Origin of the sequence: Pseudoalteromonas rubra (assembly GCF_005886805.2) — a bacterium.
Taxonomy (GTDB): domain Bacteria; phylum Pseudomonadota; class Gammaproteobacteria; order Enterobacterales; family Alteromonadaceae; genus Pseudoalteromonas; species Pseudoalteromonas rubra_D.
In genome coordinates this window covers 940,684-959,473 of sequence record NZ_CP045430.1, presented here as the reverse complement: position 1 = coordinate 959,473, position 18,790 = coordinate 940,684, and the positions used below count along the sequence as shown (strand labels likewise).

General features: G+C 51.8%; 4 protein-coding genes (1 of these 4 cut by a window edge). All 4 read left to right on the top strand.

Annotated features, from left to right (window positions below; genetic code table 11):
• Positions 1-54 precede the first annotated feature (54 nt).
• Positions 55-1,731 (top strand): cyclic peptide export ABC transporter, encoded by a 1,677-nt coding sequence (locus tag CWC22_RS22825; RefSeq protein ID WP_138537238.1) that lies wholly within the window; start codon positions 55-57, stop codon positions 1,729-1,731.
• A gap of 131 nt (positions 1,732-1,862) precedes the next feature.
• On the top strand, positions 1,863-14,879 hold the full coding sequence (locus CWC22_RS22820) for a non-ribosomal peptide synthetase (protein ID WP_195879877.1): 13,017 nt from the start codon (positions 1,863-1,865) through the stop codon (positions 14,877-14,879).
• On the top strand, positions 14,879-18,403 hold the full coding sequence (locus tag CWC22_RS22815) for a non-ribosomal peptide synthetase (protein ID WP_138539787.1): 3,525 nt from the start codon (positions 14,879-14,881) through the stop codon (positions 18,401-18,403). Before CWC22_RS22820 ends, CWC22_RS22815 begins: the two co-directional genes overlap by 1 nt.
• Positions 18,403-18,790, top strand: partial view of a non-ribosomal peptide synthetase gene (locus tag CWC22_RS22810; RefSeq protein ID WP_138539786.1) — the start only. The gene runs 9,620 nt beyond the window's last position; the window shows 388 of its 10,008 coding nt (coding positions 1-388); the start codon lies at positions 18,403-18,405; its stop codon lies off the right edge, out of view. Before CWC22_RS22815 ends, CWC22_RS22810 begins: the two co-directional genes overlap by 1 nt.

Below are 18,790 nucleotides of genomic sequence, written 5' to 3'. Positions count from 1 at the left end.
CTCAGCCTGAGTAATACCCATTTTAGTTTTAAGTAACCATTACAAGGCTGTTTTATGTTATATCGGCTAGTTTTATCTCATAAGAAACTCCTCATCCTTGCCACTTTGTTGAGCGTGGTCAGTGCACTATCTGGCATTGGCATCATCTCACTGGTCAATGCTGAGATAGAAAATGTGTCTAATCCCGACTCGGATGTGATCCGGGGGCTGACCATCTTTTTCGCTGCGTTGGCGGGATTTTTAACCTTCAGTGTGATTTCTCAGTACATACTGACGAAGTTGTCTGTTCAAATCATGGTGAGTATTCGGGAGAATTTGGTACAGCGGGTCTTATCGACCAGTTATGAGCAGATTGAACGCGTTGGCGGTCACCGTATTTTCGCGACTTTGACCAAAGATATTGAGTCACTCACTGCCACACTGAGTGCTGTGCCACATGTCGCTTATAACCTGGCAACGGTACTGCTGTGCTTTGCTTACATGGCCTATCAGTCGTGGCAGTTGTTTTTATTTGTCGGTGGCGTTTTGTTGCTGGCTATGGTGGTTGCCCAGTTGTTGATGGGGTTAGGCATACAACGTTTCCAGGCGGTGCGTGAGCTGGATGACAGCTTATTTAAGAACTTTCGCGCGCTGATCGACGGTGGTAAAGAGCTGAACATCAACTTCAATCGTAAGCGCTTTTTTTACAAGGATGTGGTGACGCCAAACATTCAGGAGATTAAAAAGTCGACGATATCAGCGCATATTGTTTTCATCATTCTGAGCAACTGGACCAATTTAATCTTATTCCTGGCGCTGGGTTCTGTGGTCTTTATGTCACAGTTATTCTTAAGTGGTATCGCCACGGCCGTGGTAGTGAGCTTTGTTTTGACCCTGGTGTATGTAATAGGGCCGTTGACAGTATTGATTAACACTTACTCTGTGGTTGCCGAAGGCATAGTGTCTAGCCAGAAAATTGAAAAGCTGCAACTGTCCGAGGAGATCCTGACCGACCAGCTGGATAACACATTGCATCCGGAACATAACTGGCAAACCCTTGACATTGAAGCCATTGAGTATGAATACCGTCGGGATGACAGCGACGACTATCATTTTTCCATTGGGCCAATTAGTACACAGATCCAGCGGGGTGAAATTGTCTTTTTGATCGGCGGTAATGGCTGCGGTAAATCAACCTTCGCCAAAGTGTTGTGTGGCTTATATACGCCAACTCAGGGCAGTATCCGCCTCGATGGTCGCGATGCTGCACATGCAATGGATTGGTATCGCTGTCACTTTAGCACCATTTTTTCTGACTTTTACCTGTTTGAACAAGTGATCGATGCCAACGGTATGTTGGCAGATGATGACAAGATTCGTCAGTACCTGAGCAAGCTTAAACTGGATCAGAAAGTCACGGTAGAAAAGGGGGTTTTATCCACCACAGAACTGTCTCAGGGTCAGAAAAAGCGCCTGGGTCTGTTGTTGTCTTATATGGAAGATACGCCACTGTATATCTTTGATGAATGGGCCGCTGATCAAGACCCTTACTTCAGAAACTTCTTTTATCGTGAACTGTTACCCGAGCTGAAATCGTTGGGTAAAACCGTGTTTGTGATTAGCCATGACGAGCATTACTTCTCACTGTCAGATCGGATCCTCAAATTTGAAGCCGGTCAGATGGAAGACGTATCGACGTCATTCTCAGCGACAGCGCCAGTGACCGAGCGCCAGCCAGCAGCTCTGGCTTAATCGTTTGACAGGCGGGCTTTTGGCCCGCCACGTTTCGTTGCCTTCGGGCGAGGCTCAAAGGCATTGTCTTAGGGCCAGAGTATTATCAAGGTTCCCGCACAGAGGGGCCAGTGAGTATGGATAGACCAATCATGAGTAATAGACGTTATCCCCTGACATCATCCCAGCAACCTGTCTGGATGGAACAAGTATTCAAAAGTGAGTCCCCGCTGTATAACGTTGGGGGTCGGTTTGTGTTGACGGGGGCCTTGGACCCGGTACGCTTTAAACATGCACTGGATCACGTTGTGGCACATACCGACGCCTATCGGATCAATCTGGTGCTGGAAGATACACAGCCGTCGCAAATTATCAATGATGATCTGGAACTGGACTGGAAGTGTATTGACTTAAGTGGCTACCCGGATGCGCATCAGCGTGCGGCAGACTACTGTCAAAATCAAATGTCTACGCCCATTGATATTTATGGTCCTTGTTTATGGCGTATTCACTGGTTAAAAATCTCCGAGCAAGAAAGTGCCATGTGCATGGTGTTCCATCATTTGATAGTGGATGGCATCGCGGGCAGTTTATTTATTGAATACCTCAGCGAAACGTATCTGGCAATGGATGGGCAAGGTCGCTTTCTCAGAGAGGTTCCTGAGCGTCCACTCTATAGTGAATTTATTGAAAAAGACCTGGCTTACCGGCAGAGCAGCCGGTTCGAAAAAGACCAGGCTTTTTGGCAGGAAAAGTTTGCTACTTTACCCGAACCATTGTTGCTGAAGAAAACTAATCAGTTTGATGATCAGCCATTCGCGCGCCGCGAATACGAATTTACGCAGCAACAATACAATCAAATAGGGGCTGTTGCCGCACGGTATGGCTGTTCAGCTACGCACTTTTTCACAACTCTGATCGCCGTCTATTTTTCACAGATGAACGATAAACGTGATCTGGTCCATATCGGTATGCCGGTGCACAATCGTAGCTCAGCCAAGCTACGTCAGACTATCGGCATGATGGCGTCAGTGATCCCCGTTGGTGTGGCATTTTCTCGTACTGATAGTTTCGCCGATACCTTCAAATCGGTCGCTGCCGAGCTCAAACGCAGCTACAAATATCAGAAGTACCCGCTGCACGAAATCATTCGTGACCTCAGACCGCTGAATGACGGCGAAGGCCAGCTGTTCGATATTCAGCTGTCTGTAGAAGAGCATCCTTCGGATACCCAGTTTGGCGAAGTGACTAGCCATAAGGCCGTACTGAACAGCGGATTCGGCTCATATCCTTTGTCTATTTATGTGCGCAGTCATGATAATATTAATAACGTTCATGTCGAGTTTAATTTTGATCGTAATTTCTTCAATGACGATGAAATAGATAGCCATGTCAGCCGTCTGACTACCATGATTGCAGATGTTGTGACCAATCCAACCATGCTGATTGGTGATTACACATTGGCAACCGAGCAGGAAATCGAGCAGCAGCTGTTTGATTGGAACGGCAACCAGACCGACTATGCCTCTGGGCTGACTATCCAGCAGGTATTTGAGCAACAAGTCGCTGCCGCCCCTGAACAGTCAGCCCTGGTGTTTGGAGACACATCACTGAGCTATCAGGCGCTGAATGAACGAGCCAATCAACTGGCCCATTACCTGGTGCACCAGGGAGTGATGCCGGGCAGCTATGTGGGTGTCTGCATTAACCGGTCACTTGAGATGATGATCGCGATCCTTGCCACGTTGAAAGCGGGCGGGGTGTATGTACCACTGGACCCCAATTATCCGGCAGACCGTCTTGCTTATATGATGGAAGACTCTGCGGTGAGCGTGATCCTCACTAATTCCCGCTGTCGAGAGTCGGTGGCGTTTGCCGCTGACAAAGTGATTTCGCTGGAAAATGTAGCTACTGAACCAAAGGCTTGCGAATGGGCACAGTTTAGCCAGAGCAACCTCAGTACAGAGATACAGCAACACAGCGATGAACTGGCCTACCTGATTTATACCTCGGGCTCGACGGGTAAACCGAAAGGCGTGATGTGTACTCATCAGGGGATCGTCAATCTGGCGCAAAACCAGCAAGACAGATTCGCTATCACGGCACAAAGCCGGGTCTTACATTATGCCTCGATCAGTTTTGATGCAGGCACCTGGGACTGGGTGATGGCGCTGCTAAACGGGGCGACTTTAGTGATCAGCAGTGATGAAGCGCGCCTTGAGCCAGCAAAGGTGGCTGATTTATTTGTCCAACAGCAGATCACTCATGTGACGTTACCGCCGGCATTTCTGGCGACCATGGAATGCCGTGATGACTATGCGCTTCAGTGCCTTATTGTGGCTGGTGAGGCCTGCGAGCAGGAACTGATGGACTTATGGTCTGCCCGTTATGGATTCTATAATGCGTATGGTCCTTCAGAGGCGTCAGTCTGTGCCACGGTTTGCAAGTTGTCGCCCGGCAACCCTATTCGTATCGGCAAAGCGCTCGACAATGTGTCTTTGTTTGTTCTGGATGAATATCAAAAAATGCTGCCGATTGGCTCTATTGGTGAGTTGTACATCGGCGGTGCCGGGCTGGCTCAGGGCTATCTGAATCGTCCTGAATTGAGCCAGGATAAGTTTGTAGTTAACCCATTTTACCAACAAAATCAGAAGACTGGAGAGCGTTTGTATCGCAGTGGCGATCTGGTTCGTTACTTACCAAACGGTGAGCTGGAGTTCGTTGGCCGCGCCGATGATCAGGTGAAGGTGCGAGGTTTTCGTGTCGAGCTGGGTGAGATTGAGCATGGCCTGAATAAACTGTCGGCGGTGCATTCTTGTGTGGTACTGGCGAAGCGTCAGGGTGGCACGAATCAACTACTGGCTTGTGTTATCCCGGAGCAACCAGTGACAGGATCAGAACAGGCTGAATTTGTTTTTGCTCTGCAACGGGAACTTGAGCAAGAGCTGCCAGCACACATGGTGCCAGGTCATTTTACTTTACTAACTCAGTGGCCACTGACCCCAAACGGGAAAATCGATAAGAAAGCACTGCTGGCCAGCACGACCATCGCTTTGCAGGGAGAATATCTGGCGCCGCAAACCGACACGGAAGTTACGCTGGCTGCTCTGTGGTCTGAGTTACTCAAAGTGGACGAGGTGAGCGCGACTGCGAACTTCTTCCAACTTGGGGGACATTCACTGTTATTGATGCAGTTGGCCAGTCAGCTTCAGGGTCTGGGCTGGCAAGCGCGGGTGCATGATTTGTTTGCCACTGCGTCGCTTCGGGAGATGGCTGAACTGCTTGATAAGCAGGGCAAACAGTCTCAGGCCTTTACTGTGCCTGTTAACGCTATCCCGGCAGACTGTGCGCGGGTGACCCCCGAGATGCTAAATCTGGTCGAGCTGAATCAGCAGGAAATTGACGAAATTGCGGCAAAAATTCCGGGTGAACATAGTAATATTGCTGACATTTATCCTTTAGCGCCCCTTCAGGAAGGGGTGCTATTTGTGCACACCCTGAATACGCATTCAGACCCTTATGTCACGACTGCGGCATTTGAGTTTCAAGGAGCCAAGCAGTTAGCGAATTTCCAGCGGGCATTGCAACATATGGTTGCGACTCACGATGTGCTGCGTACGGCAGTGATGTGGCGCGAGCGCGAAACGGCGTTGCAGGTCGTACTGCGAGAGGCACAGTTAAGTGTGTCACATTTGGTGTTCGATACTGAGCAACCGGTCAAAATGGCTTTTGAAGCCTACGTAGCGGAGCATCCGCATACATTAGATCTGGAAGCGGCTCCATTGATCAAGCTGGCGATCACGGAGGCCGATGAGCAGGGCAAGCACTATGCATTGCTGACTTTCCACCACTTGACGACCGACCATGTATCACTGGACATTTTAGTTTCTCAGTTACAGCAACTATGTGATGAGCCTGATAGCGCACTGCCTGCGCCTTTGCCTTATCGTGCCTTTATTGCTCATACCCTGGAGCACAATCGTAATCTGGATGTTGCCGGGTTCTTTTCGGCGCAGCTGAGCGACATAGAAACCCCCACCTTGCCCTTTGATTTGAGTGAAGTGACTGGCAATGGTGAGACTATCGTTGATCATCATGACACATTACCGGCTGAGCTGAGTGAGGCAATCCGTACCCTGGCACGGCGTGAAAGATTGAGTCCGGCAGCCCTGTTCCATCTGGCCTGGGCACAGGTGATTGCGGCCTGTTGTGGCACGCAGGATGTGGTGTTTGGCAGTGTTATGTCGGGTCGGATGAATGGTCTGGCGGGTATTGAGAGCATGATGGGGATGATGATAAACACTCTGCCATTGCGTGTTTCTCTGGATGATGCCCCGGTGCTGGCGCAACTTAAGCGAGTTGATCAGAGCCTTAAAGCATTGCTGCCCTATGAGCAGGTATCGCTCGCTGAAGCACAAAAATATAGCGGTCTTGCCAGCGGTGCAACGCTGTTTAGCGCCATGCTGAACTACCGTCATTCTGCGACGCAGGATGATATGACCGCGCTGCAGCAGGATAATGCTGCCTGGACTTTGCTGACTGCCAAAGAGCGCACCAACTACCCATTCGGTTTGTCAGTGAACGACCTGGGACAAGGTTTCTCGCTTGAGTATCAAATCGATCAGCAGGTCGAAGTACAGCAGGTTGCAGCTTATCTCACCAACGCGCTGACGCAGCTTGTGACAGCATTAGAAGAAACACCGGATCAGCCCGTCTCATACAGCGTGCTGCCTGAGCTGGCACAGCAACATCAGTTGGTGCAGTGGCAGGCGAGTGCGCCCTGGTATCGCAGTGACATGCAGATCCAACAGTTGTTTGAAGCACAGGCCGCAGCAACGCCGGACGCCATTGCGCTACAACTCAATGAGCAGACACTCAGCTATGGTGAGCTGAATGCTCAGGCAAACCAGCTGGCACATTACTTACGTGAGCAACATAAGGTTGCTGATGGCACTTTAGTAGGCTTGTGTATTGGTCGCTCCATTCAGATGGTGGTTGCCACTTTGGCGATATTGAAAGCCGGTGGTGCCTATTTGCCATTGGAGCCTAATTACCCTCAGTCCCGTCTGGAGTTTATGCTGTCGGACAGCGGTGCACAGGTGATATTGACGGAGCAGGCGCTAAGTGAGCGACTGGCATTTAGCGATGCCGAATTACTGGCTGTGGACACCCATAGTGCACGTTTTGAGCAGTATGGTACTGATAATCCGCTGTATGCCAATACTCAATCGCCAGAGTCTCTGGCGTATATCATTTACACGTCAGGCTCAACGGGTAATCCTAAAGGGGTAATGACACCGCACCGCGCGGTCGTACGCCTGGTGGATAACCCTGACTTTATTCAGCTTGGTGGTGAGACAGCCTTCTTACAATGTGCCAACATTGCCTTTGATGCTGCGACCATAGAAATCTGGGGGCCGCTACTTAACGGCGGTCGCTGTGTGCTGTTCCCGGATGAGTTTTTAACCGTGTCTCGTCTGGACGAGGTGATTTTTGAGCAGCAGATCACTGATATGTTCCTGACAACCGGGTTGTTTGATGAATGGAGCCGTACCGGCGTTACCCAGGATTCATTGCGTTGCGTGTTGTCTGGCGGTGAGGCTGCTCGTCTTAATAGCTGGGAAAAGGCACTGAGCAGCAATCCAGATTGTCGGTTTGTTCATGTCTATGGACCGACAGAAAACACCACCTTTTCGACCTGGTACGCGGTTAACAACGACGATATCGCCCGAGGCGTGTTGCCGATTGGCCGCGGAATTTGTGGAGACCGTTGTTATATCTTGTCTGCACAACAGCAACTTCTGCCTGTTGGATCTGTTGGCGAACTTTACCTCGGTGGTGATGGACTGGCGCTGGGATATCTCAACCTGGCTGAGCTTAGTGCTGAGCGTTTCATTGAAAACCCTTTTGCCGGGCGTGAGGGACAGCCTCAGCGCTTATATCGATCTGGCGACCTGGTGCGTTATGATGAACAGGGCGAGATTGTGTACGTTGGACGAGTAGACGATCAGATTAAGATCCGGGGTTTCCGCGTAGAGTTGGGTGAAATCGAGCACACGCTGAATGCGCTGGAGCAGGTTGAGCAGGCACTAGTCGTTGCCCGCAAAGATCTTAGTAACAATGCCATGATAGTGGCCTATGTCGAGCCTGCGGTTCAGGTGCCTGAAGACCAGACGCTGAGTCACTGGTTAAGTGAGGCGCTGGGTGATAGTTTACCGGCTTACATGGTTCCCGGCGCATTTGTGGCTATGATGCAGTGGCCTTTGAATGCGAATGGTAAAATTGATAAGCGTGCGCTGCCAGAGCCTGATATGGCCGCAGGACAGGGCCAGTACGAGGCACCACAGGGCGATATTGAATGCCTGCTGAGTGAGATTTGGTCACAACTACTTGGTATTGAAACGAGCAAAGTCAGTCGTACCGCGAACTTCTTTGAGTTGGGCGGCCACTCCTTGTTGGTCATGAAGATCCATGCCCGCCTTAAACAGGCCGGGTATACGGCAGAAGCGGCGGCTATCTTTAAAGCCCAGACGCTGGCCGAAATGGCCTTAACTGTCAGTACGCTGGAAGCACAGCATAGCTGGCAAGTGCCCGCAAATGGCATAACGGCTGACACCACAGCCATTACACCTGAGATGTTACCTCTGATCAGCCTGAGTCAAAGCGATATTGATACCTTGTCTGAGCAGGTGCCGGGTGGCATGGCAAACATTCAGGATATTTACCCGCTGGCACCACTGCAGGAAGGCATTTTATTTGCACACTCCTTGCAGCAGGAGTTTGACCCGTATGTGATTTCTGCGGCACTGACCTTTGCAGATGAGGCAAAGTTTGAGTCTTTCGTTGCGGCTCTGGAGCAGGTCGTTGCTCGTCATGATATTTTGCGCAGTGTGATCCTCTGGCGCGGCCGTGAACAGGCGGTGCAGGTGGTGCAGCGCGAGGTGGGCAGTCTGGTTGAGTGGCTGGACTTCGGTGCTGAGCAAGATGTGCTGGCCGCATTTAATGAGTTCGTTGAGCATGGTAATCATAAAATCGATGTAGAGCAGGCACCGCTGGTACGCATGCAGGTTATTCGGGATGAGCACAGTGGTAAAGTGCATGCTTTGTTTAAACATCACCACCTGATCACTGACCATGTGTCGGTTGAATTGATCCTGGAAGAGCTGGCCATGTGTGTGGCGGGCGAGCAGGCCAGTTTACCGCCACAAGTACCGTATCGCGAATTCGTTGCCAAATCACAACACATTGCCAACACCCTCGACAGTGCGGCATTTTTCTCGGCGCGTCTGGGAGATGTTGATACGCCAACTTTACCTTTTGGCCTGGCAGATACGCTGGGTGATGGGTCGAATTCGCAGGAGCTCAGCTATGCGCTGGCAGCAGAGCAGGGTGAACGTATTCGTCAGCTGTCGCGGCAGTTACAAATGGGTCCGGCGGTGTTGTTCCATGCTGCCTGGGCACAGGTGCTGAGCCACTGTTGTAATTTGCAGGATGTGGTATTTGGTACTGTATTGTCCGGGCGTATGAGTGGTGAAGCGGGCGTAGAACGCATGCTGGGTATGCTGATCAATACCTTGCCGGTGCGCGTACAGCTGGCCAATGTAGATGCCAGAGCCTTGCTGACTCAGGTACATGATCAGCTGCAGGGATTGATCCCTTACGAGCAGGTGGCACTGGCCGAAGCGCAGCGCCACTCTCAGGTTGATGCCAGTTCGCCCTTGTTCAGCACCACGCTGAATTTCCGCCACTCTGAAAACCTCGATGAGCAACAAAGCAGCCTTTATGACATTGCTGCAGTACGTGAACGCAGCAACTATCCGCTGGATCTGTCGGTCAATGACTTTGGTGATGAGTTCACCCTCGACTTCCAGGCTGATGCGCGCGTTCCATTGGCGCTGGTGGCTGACTTGATGAATACTGCCATCGATAACTTATTGCACCACGCAATGCGAGATTCCGAAGAATCACCGGCTCAGTGGACAGCGTACTCTGCCGAGCAGCGCCAGGCGTTACTGAGTGCACAGCAAGGGCCGGCTGTGGCCTTACCACAAGCTTCGGTACACCAACTGTTTGAGCAACAGGCCGCGAAAACGATGGGCCGTGTTGCCGTCAGCTATGACGATGATTTCCTGACCTATCACCTGCTCAACGAACGCGCCAATCAGCTGGCGCATTATTTACGGGCCGAGCATCAGGTGGGCCCGGATACGCTGGTGGGTCTGTGTGTGGGCCGCTCGCTGGAAATGATGGTGGCGGTGCTGGCCATCCTTAAAGCAGGCGGGGCCTATGTGCCGCTGGACCCGGATTATCCGCAGGAACGTTTAGCGTACATGGTCGAAGACACCGGCTTGTCTGTGGTATTGACCCAGCAAAAAGTTGCCGGGATCCTGAACGATTTTAACGTCACGGCTGTGCTGCTGGATAACGCCAGTCAGTTTGCAAACTATCCAATCAGCAATCCGGATGTGGCGCTGGCCCCGGATAATCTGGCCTATGTGATGTACACCTCGGGCTCAACCGGTAACCCCAAAGGCGTGATGATAAGTCATCATAACCTGATCAACTTTGCCGCTAACTGCGAGCAGCGCTACGAAATCACCGAAGCTGACAACGTGTTGCAGTTCTCTACTATGAACTTCGATATTTTCGTCGAAGAATGGCTGGCGACATTGACGCAGGGCGCCACCCTGGTGCTGCGGGATGAAGACGTGTCGCTGAGTCGCGAGGCCTTTATCGCCTTCTGCGACAGCCATGCCATCAGTGTAGCCAGCCTGCCAACGGCGTTCTGGCATATGCTGGCGCTGAGCGAAGCGGAGCTTGAATCCCTGGTACTGCGACTGGTGATTGTCGGCGGTGAAGCGCTGGATAAACAATCGGTAGCTTCCCTTAAACCGGGCTTTGTGCTGCTCAATACCTATGGTCCAACTGAGACCACAGTCACCGCATCCGGCTATGCTATCAGCGGTGGTTACGATGACCCGCGTGCGGTGCCCATTGGCCGCGCCAACGTCAATACTGCGACTCTGGTACTCAGCGAGCAGCTGACGTTATGCCCGCCGGGCGTAGTCGGTGAGCTGTATGTCAGTGGTCAGTGTCTGGCCAGTGGTTATTTACATCAAAGCGAGCTCACCGCCGAGCGCTTTATTGATAACCCGTATTGTGATCCGGCTAACCCGGCATTGAGCGCGCGTTTATACAAAACCGGTGACTTAGTGCGTATCGGCGCAGACGGCGAAATTGAGTTTGTCGGACGCAGCGATGATCAGGTCAAGATCCGTGGTTTCCGGGTGGAGCTGGGTGAGATAGAAACCCAGCTGATGAGTCATGAACGGGTTGAATCGGCGGTGGTACTGGCCGAGGCCGGTAAGCAAGGTGGCAAGGTACTGCGCGCTTTCATTCAAAGTGAGCAAGACAGCAGTCTGATTGACGCACTGCAACAGCACCTGAGCGGCAACCTGCCGGATTACATGGTGCCGTCGGCTTATAGTTTTGTTGCTCAGTGGCCGCTGACGGCCAATGGCAAACTGGACAAGCGAGCACTGCTGGCCCTGCCAGCTAAAACGGTGGAGCAGCCTTATCAGGCACCACAAACCGACGCCGAGAAAATGGTGGTCGACATCGTCGCGTCGCTGTTGTCGCTGGACGTCGATAAGGTGGGTGTCCATGCTAATTTCTTCGCGCTGGGGGGCCATTCATTGCTGATTATGCAGCTGGTCAGTCAGCTGCGCGCACGTCAGTATCAGGCGGACGTGCAGGCCTTGTTCAGGGCACACACGCTACAGGACATGGCGCGCCAGGTTCGGGCACTTGGGAGTGAGGAATCAAGTTGTGTGCCCGCCAATTTAATTCCGGCGGATTGCACCCAGATCACCCCGGAGATGGTGACGCTCACTGAGCTGGATGAGCAACAGCTCACGGATATTGCCCAGACCATCCCCGGTGGCATGGCCAATATTCAGGACATCTACCCGCTGGCACCGTTGCAAGAAGGCGTGCTGTTTGTACACACCATGAGTGAAGGGCAGGACCCGTATGTTACCAGCACCACGTTTGAGTTCGACAGCCACGAGTCCCTTGAGCGCTTTAAATGGGCACTGAATACCCTGATTGCCCGCCACGATGTGCTGCGCACCGCCATCTTATGGCGCAACCGCACCACTGCACTTCAGGTGGTACAGCGTGAGGTAGCGCTGCCCGTGACTGAGCTGGACTTCAGCGAGGAAGCGGATGTCTGGGCCGCGTTCAATGCCCATGTGGCTGAGCAGCCGCTGTGGATTGAGCTGGAAAACGCGCCGCTGTTGCAACTGAGCGTGTGTGAAGACGCTGCGCAGGGCAAGCATTATGCGCTGTTGTGTGAGCATCACCTGATCTCAGATCACGTCTCGCTGGAAATTCTGGTCCATGAATTAACAGCGCTGCTGAACGGCAATGAAGCGAGTCTGGCAGAGCCGGTGCCATACCGGGAGTTTGTCGGTCGCACCCTGGCACGCACAGCGAGTCTGGATACCGAAACCTTCTTCGGTGAAATGCTTGGGGATGTCAGCGAACCCACATTGCCTTATGGTCTGACGGATGTGCTGAATGATGGCTCGGGCATTGAGACGGTGCATGTCACCCTTGATGACGTACAGGCGCAGCGCATTCGCCGTCTGACCCGTCAGTATCACAGTAGTCCGGCTGCCCTGTTCCATCTGGTCTGGGCAAAAGTGCTGGGAGTGTGTAGTGGTCAGTCGGAGGTGGTGTTCGGCACCGTCTTATCCGGTCGTATGAGCGATGATGGCCTGAGCAGCCAGCTGATGGGGATGATGATTAACACCCTGCCATTGCGAGTGTCGCTGAGTGAGCAGGATGCGATGAGCCTGCTGGCACACATTAATGATGACCTGCGTGCCTTGATGCCGTACGAGCAGGTGTCGCTGGCCGAGGCGCAGCGTTGCAGCGGTGTGAGCGGTCAGCTGCCCCTGTTCAGCGCGATGCTGAACTATCGTCACTCGGCGGTAGCGGAGTCTCAGCTGGAGCAGGATGCCGGGTTTAAAGTGCTGGCCAGTGAAGAGCGCACCAACTATCCGTTCAACCTCTCGGTGGATGACTTCGGCGATGGCTTTGGGTTTGAACTTCAGGTGGATAAACGTGCCCCGGCGGCGCGCATTGCACAGTACCTGCAAGTGACCCTGACTCAGGTGCTGGATTTACTGGACAGCCAGAGCAGCACAGCGGTGCAGAGTTTATGTGTGCTGGATGATGCCGAGCGTCAACAGCAGCTACACAGCTGGAATGACACAGCGCTGGATTATCCGCGCGAGCTGTGTATTCATGAATTGTTTGAGCAGCAGGCCGCAGCGGCTCCGGAGCAGATTGCACTGCGCTTTGGTGAGCAGACTCTGAGCTATGGTGAGCTTAATAGCAGAGCCAACCAAGTGGCCCATTATCTGCGCGCGGAGCACAATATCGGACCGGATTCGTTAGTGGGCTTGTGTGTAGAGCGCTCGCTGGAAATGGTGATTGGGATTTGGGGTATCCTCAAAGCCGGTGGCGCCTATGTACCGTTGGATCCGAACTACCCGCAATCGCGTCTGGCTTATCTGGTTGAAGATGCGCGTTTAGATGTGGTGTTAAGTCAACAGAATGTTGCAGAAGGGATAACACTGGGGTATGCTAACGTCGTTTTACTGGACACACCAGAGTCACATAACCACGACATATTTTCAGCTTATCCTGCGCACAATTTAACGCGGGCAGAAACCGGCGTGTCGGCCCAGAGTCTGGCTTACCTGATTTACACTTCAGGGTCGACCGGCAAGCCGAAGGGCGTGATGATTGAACATGGCAATACCGTGGCAATGTTGCAGTGGGCGAAACAAGCCTACAGCGATGCTGAACTGGGCAAAGTGCTGGCTTCGACGTCACTGAACTTTGACTTGTCGATTTACGAGTTGTTCTTGCCACTGTGTTTTGGTTATCAGAGCGTGATTGTACAAAATGCCATGACGCTCGCTGAGCAGCAGTTAGACATCAGTATGATCAATACTGTGCCATCGGCGATGAAGGCATTGCTGGAAGTGGGCGCGGTACCTGAAGGGGTGAAAGTCATTAACCTCGCAGGTGAGCCGCTGACTGCGCAGCAGGTAAATCAGATTTTAGAGGCCTGTCCGGGTGTGGCGGTATGCAACTTATATGGTCCGTCGGAAGATACTACCTATTCAACAGCGGCACGTTTTACCACCGCATTGGATCAGGTGCCGGACATTGGCCGGGTAATCGCCAACAGCCAGGCGTATGTGCTGGGGAGTGCTCAGGAGCTGCTACCGACCGGCAGTGTGGGTGAGCTCTATCTGGGTGGTGCTGGTGTTGCACGGGGTTATTTAAATCGCCCTGAACTGACGGCCGAACGTTTTATTGATAACCCTTACTATGAAACGGAGGGAGTCAATAACAGCAAGCGCTTGTACCGCACCGGCGATTTGGTGCGTTATCGCGAAGATGGTCATTTTGAATTTATTGGACGAATAGATGACCAGGTTAAGATCCGGGGCTTCAGGATTGAGTTGGGGGAAATCGAGCATCGCCTTAATACCCACCCGGATGTGGCGACATCCCTGGTGATGGCACGCGAACACAGCGATGGTGGACATTATCTGGTGGCCTATCTACAGCCTTGTCTCACATGTGAGACAAGAGAGGAAGTCGATAATGTGACACGGCAACAAGCCAGGTTAAGCGACGTGAAAAGTGCGCTGGAAGGCGACTTACCGGCGCACATGATCCCAGGCCAGTTCGTGTTGATAGATGAGTGGCCGCTGACGCCAAATGGAAAAATAGATAAAAAAGCCCTGCCAGCACCGCAAGGTATGTTGGCAGGTCAGGAATACATTGCACCGCAAAGTGAGACAGAGCATGCCCTGGTGGCAATTTGGGCGGAGCTGCTCGATCTGAACAAAGAGCAGATCAGTACCAGCGCCAACTTCTTTGAGTTGGGCGGTCATTCGCTCTATCTGATCAAGCTGGCGGGGGCAATTAAAACCCAGTTCGAAATCGAGCTGACATTACGGGAAATTTACGACGCTGCAGAATTAGCGGTCCTTTCGAAGGTAATTGAGAGCAAGCAGGCACAAAAATATCTCGAAGACAAAAAAGCCAATGAATCGGTAATGATGAGTGGAACACTATAATGATTGCACAATTAGTTAAATCGGCAGCAGACCAAGGCGTTTATCTGTATGCCAAAGAGGGCGCGTTACATTTTGACCTGACGGTGAGCGAATTTCCGGCCACACTGAAACAGGACATCATCGCAAACAAGGCAGAGATCATTGCATTTCTGTCTCATGCAGAAGGGACATCTGGCAATGCGCAGGGGCCGCAACCCGGACATTATCCGGATGGCTGTGTGCTCTCTTATACCCAGCAGCGCTTCTGGCTGCTGGAGCAAATGCAATCCGGGCAGAGTCAGTATAACATGCCAGTTGCGCTGAATGTGGAAGGCGCACTGGAGCTGACTTTGGTTGAGAAGGTGCTTAGCACCATAGTGACGCGTCATCAGATTTTGCGCACTGTCTATCGAGAGCAGGATGATGCAGTACGCCAGCATGTGCTTCCAGAGCACGATTTTACGCTGGGCTTTGTCGATCTCAGCGACAGTCAGGGAGAACAGCAGCAGGCACAGTTGTCACAGTGCCTGCTTGAAGAAGCACAGCGCCCATTTGACTTGACTCAGCAGTTGTCTATCCGTGGACAGTACGTGAAACTGCAGGGAACTGGTCATGATCAGCGCGGTGTGTTACTGCTAACGCTGCATCATATTGCTTCCGACGGTTGGTCGATGGATGTGCTGATCAATGAGTTTGTGACCTTATATCGGGCTTTTGCGGCCGATCAGGTCAACCCATTGCCTGAGCTGGAGTTGCAGTACGCTGACTTTGCCGTTTGGCAGAAAGACAGAATGCAGGGCGGCGAGTTTGAGAAGCAGCTGACATTCTGGCAGCAGACACTGGAAGATGCGCCACTGACACATAGCCTGCCAACCCAGCATCATCGTCCTGAAGTAAAGCAGACTCAGGGAGCGCATGTTACCGCTACGTTGCCAGCGTATGTGGCACAGCAGTTAGGCGCGGTTGCCAAACAGGCCCAGCTGAGCCCGTTTATGTTGATGCACGCTGTTTTGGGTGTAGTACTAAGCCGTCATAGCAATCAGTCAGACATTGTTATTGGCACGCCGGTGGCAAACCGTGCCGATGAGGCGCTTAGCCCGCTCATTGGTTGTTTTGTCAACACCCTGGCTTTGCGCCTTGATACCCGCCACAACACATTGGAAGCGTATCTCGCTCATGTACGTCAGGTACATATGAACGCACAGGTGAATCAGGATGTGCCTTTTGAGCAGCTCATTGATGCGCTGAACTTGCCACGCACTTCATCATACACACCTTTGGTGCAGATCATGCTGACCACCAATGATAAGTTTACTGATGGCAACGATGAGTCGGCCCTGATGGCACTGCCAGATGTGAGCCTGTCACCGCTGGAAGGCAGTCATCCGGCGATCAAGTTTGATCTGGAAATTGCGCTGAATATTAGCGACAACCAGGTTGAGACCATCTGGAACTATGATGTGGCTCTGTTTGATGCTGAATTTGTTGAGCAGCTGAGTGAGCACTTTAATAATGCCTTGATCGCGCTTGCGGATATGTCGCCTCAGACGCGTCGTGCCTTGCCACTAAATCGACTGTCTATTTTGGGTGACAAGCTGGAATCCTATTTGATCAACGGCCTGAATAACAATTCGGCAGATTATCCGGTCGATAAGTGTATTCATGAGGTGTTTGAAGAACAGGCGCTGCAAACCCCAGATCAGCTTGCCATTAAATTCGGCAACAAACAGCTGACCTATCGCGAACTGAATGAGCGTGCCAACCAGCTGGCGCACTTCCTGATCCGTGAATATCAGGTTACGCCGGATACCTTTATCGGCTTATGTGTTGAGCGCTCGCTGGAAATGATCATCGGTACACTGGCCATTCTTAAAGCCGGTGCAGCCTATGTACCATTGGATCCGGCTTACCCGCGTCAGCGCGTAACTTACATGATGGAAAACTCCGGCGTTAAAATTATCCTCTCTACGCATTTTATTATTGAGCAGCTGGATTTAACCGATTACCACAGTATCTGCATTGACGGCTTGGGTAATGAGCAAGTGGTGCAAACGTTTGTCGATTATTCGACCCACAATCCAAGAGAGCTGGTAGCTGGCCTGACATCTTCAAACTTGGCCTATGCCATTTACACTTCGGGGTCGACTGGCAAGCCAAAGGGTGTGCTGCTTGAGCACAAAGGGATAGTGAATATCGCGTTTAACCACCGTCACTATCTGAAAGTGGATGGACAAAGCAAAGTATTGCACTTTGCATCTATGAGTTTTGATGCCGGCACCTGGGAGTACGTGATGGCACTGCTGAGTGGTGCCACTTTGGTGATTGCCGACAGTGTTCAGCGTCTGTCTCCGGAGAGCATAGGTCAGCTGCTGCACAGTGAAGCCATTACTCATGTGTTATTGCCACCGGCATTCCTGGCCATGATGGAGTTTCGTGATGATTTGGCGCTTAAAGCGCTGGCAGTAGGGGGTGAAGCTTGTGACCAGGAAGTGGTTGAACAGTGGGGCGGTGCGTACCGGATGGTTAATGCTTATGGCCCGACTGAGATCTCCATTTGTGCCACCTGGGCAGAGTTACGTCCCGGACAGAAAGTTACTATAGGTAAGCCTCTGAAAAACACCAGTGCCTTTGTGCTGGATAGTAACCTTGCCTTGCTATCGCCGGGCGTGGTGGGTGAGCTGTACATCAGTGGTGTGGGACTGGCACGCGGTTACCACCAGTTAGCGGAGCAAACCGCAGAGCGATTTGTCTCTAACCCTTATTTCGATGGGCACAATAAATGTGTAACCGAAACCTTGTATAAAACAGGGGACCTGGTTCGATATCTGCCGGATGGCGAGTTGGAATATCTGGGTCGGATCGACCAACAGGTTAAGATCCGCGGCTTCAGGATTGAGATCAGTGAAATTGAAGGCTTGCTGGCCGACTGTCTTGATGTCGACGCGGCAGTGGTGACTGTTGCGACCAGTGCAACGGGTGCCAAACACTTAGTGGCGTATGTTCAATTGAACAACAAAAATGCCAAAAATAGTGTCTCTGGTCATGAAAATATTAATGATGATAAAGCGGTTATCCAGCGCATTAAGACGGAACTGGCCGACAAACTGCCGGATTATATGGTACCCGGGATGTTTGTTCCGGTCTCTCAATGGCCACTGACCAGTAACGGCAAGATTGATAAGCGTGCGCTGCCAGAGCCTGATTTAGCGGCTGTTGAAGGTGAATACATTGCTCCTGAAACACACAGTGAACAACGCCTGGTTGCCATCTGGGCGCAATTACTGCATTTGCAGGAAAGTGAGATAAGCACCTCAGCCAATTTCTTTGCTTTGGGTGGCCACTCCCTGCTGGTTAGCAAGCTGGTCAGAGCGATTACATCGGACCCGGAATTACAGCTACAACAGATAGACATGCAGGACATTTTTACGGCGCAGTCACTGGCCCAGCTGGCCCAGCATATTGACTTGCTGCGAATGCAACAGCTCAATGCGCAGGCGGCAGACAGTATCTGCGATCAGGATTTAGTTGAGGATGGTGAGATTTAATGAATGTACATCAGGCTTTCGAGTTAGCGATATCACAGGGCGTTCATCTGTATGTCGAGCAGGGCAAACTCAAGTTTAAAGCAGCAAAAGGCAGTATGACTGATGAGTTGAGAAGCGCACTTAAGGAAAACAAAACTCAGCTTATTGAGCTGTTGAGCCAACAGGCAGCAAAACCAAATGCGTTAACCCAACCTACAGGCAGCATTCCTGCTCTGGGGTTAACACAAAGCGTTTTATCTTTCTCACAGACGCGATTGTGGTTTTTAGAGCAACTACGAGGGCCTTCGGCCGAGTACAATATCCCGCTTGCACTGGATGTGCAGGGTCGTGTGGATTTGGCGGCCGTAGAAGATGCATTCAACGATATTTTGGCGCGCCACACTATTT

Bases quoted from the DNA above. Each gene is read 5' to 3' on its own strand.
- CWC22_RS22825 (WP_138537238.1), top strand. From the start codon at position 55: ATGTTATATCGGCTAGTTTTATCTCATAAGAAACTCCTCATCCTTGCC.
- CWC22_RS22820 (WP_195879877.1), top strand. From the start codon at position 1,863: ATGAGTAATAGACGTTATCCCCTGACATCATCCCAGCAACCTGTCTGG.
- CWC22_RS22815 (WP_138539787.1), top strand. From the start codon at position 14,879: ATGATTGCACAATTAGTTAAATCGGCAGCAGACCAAGGCGTTTATCTG.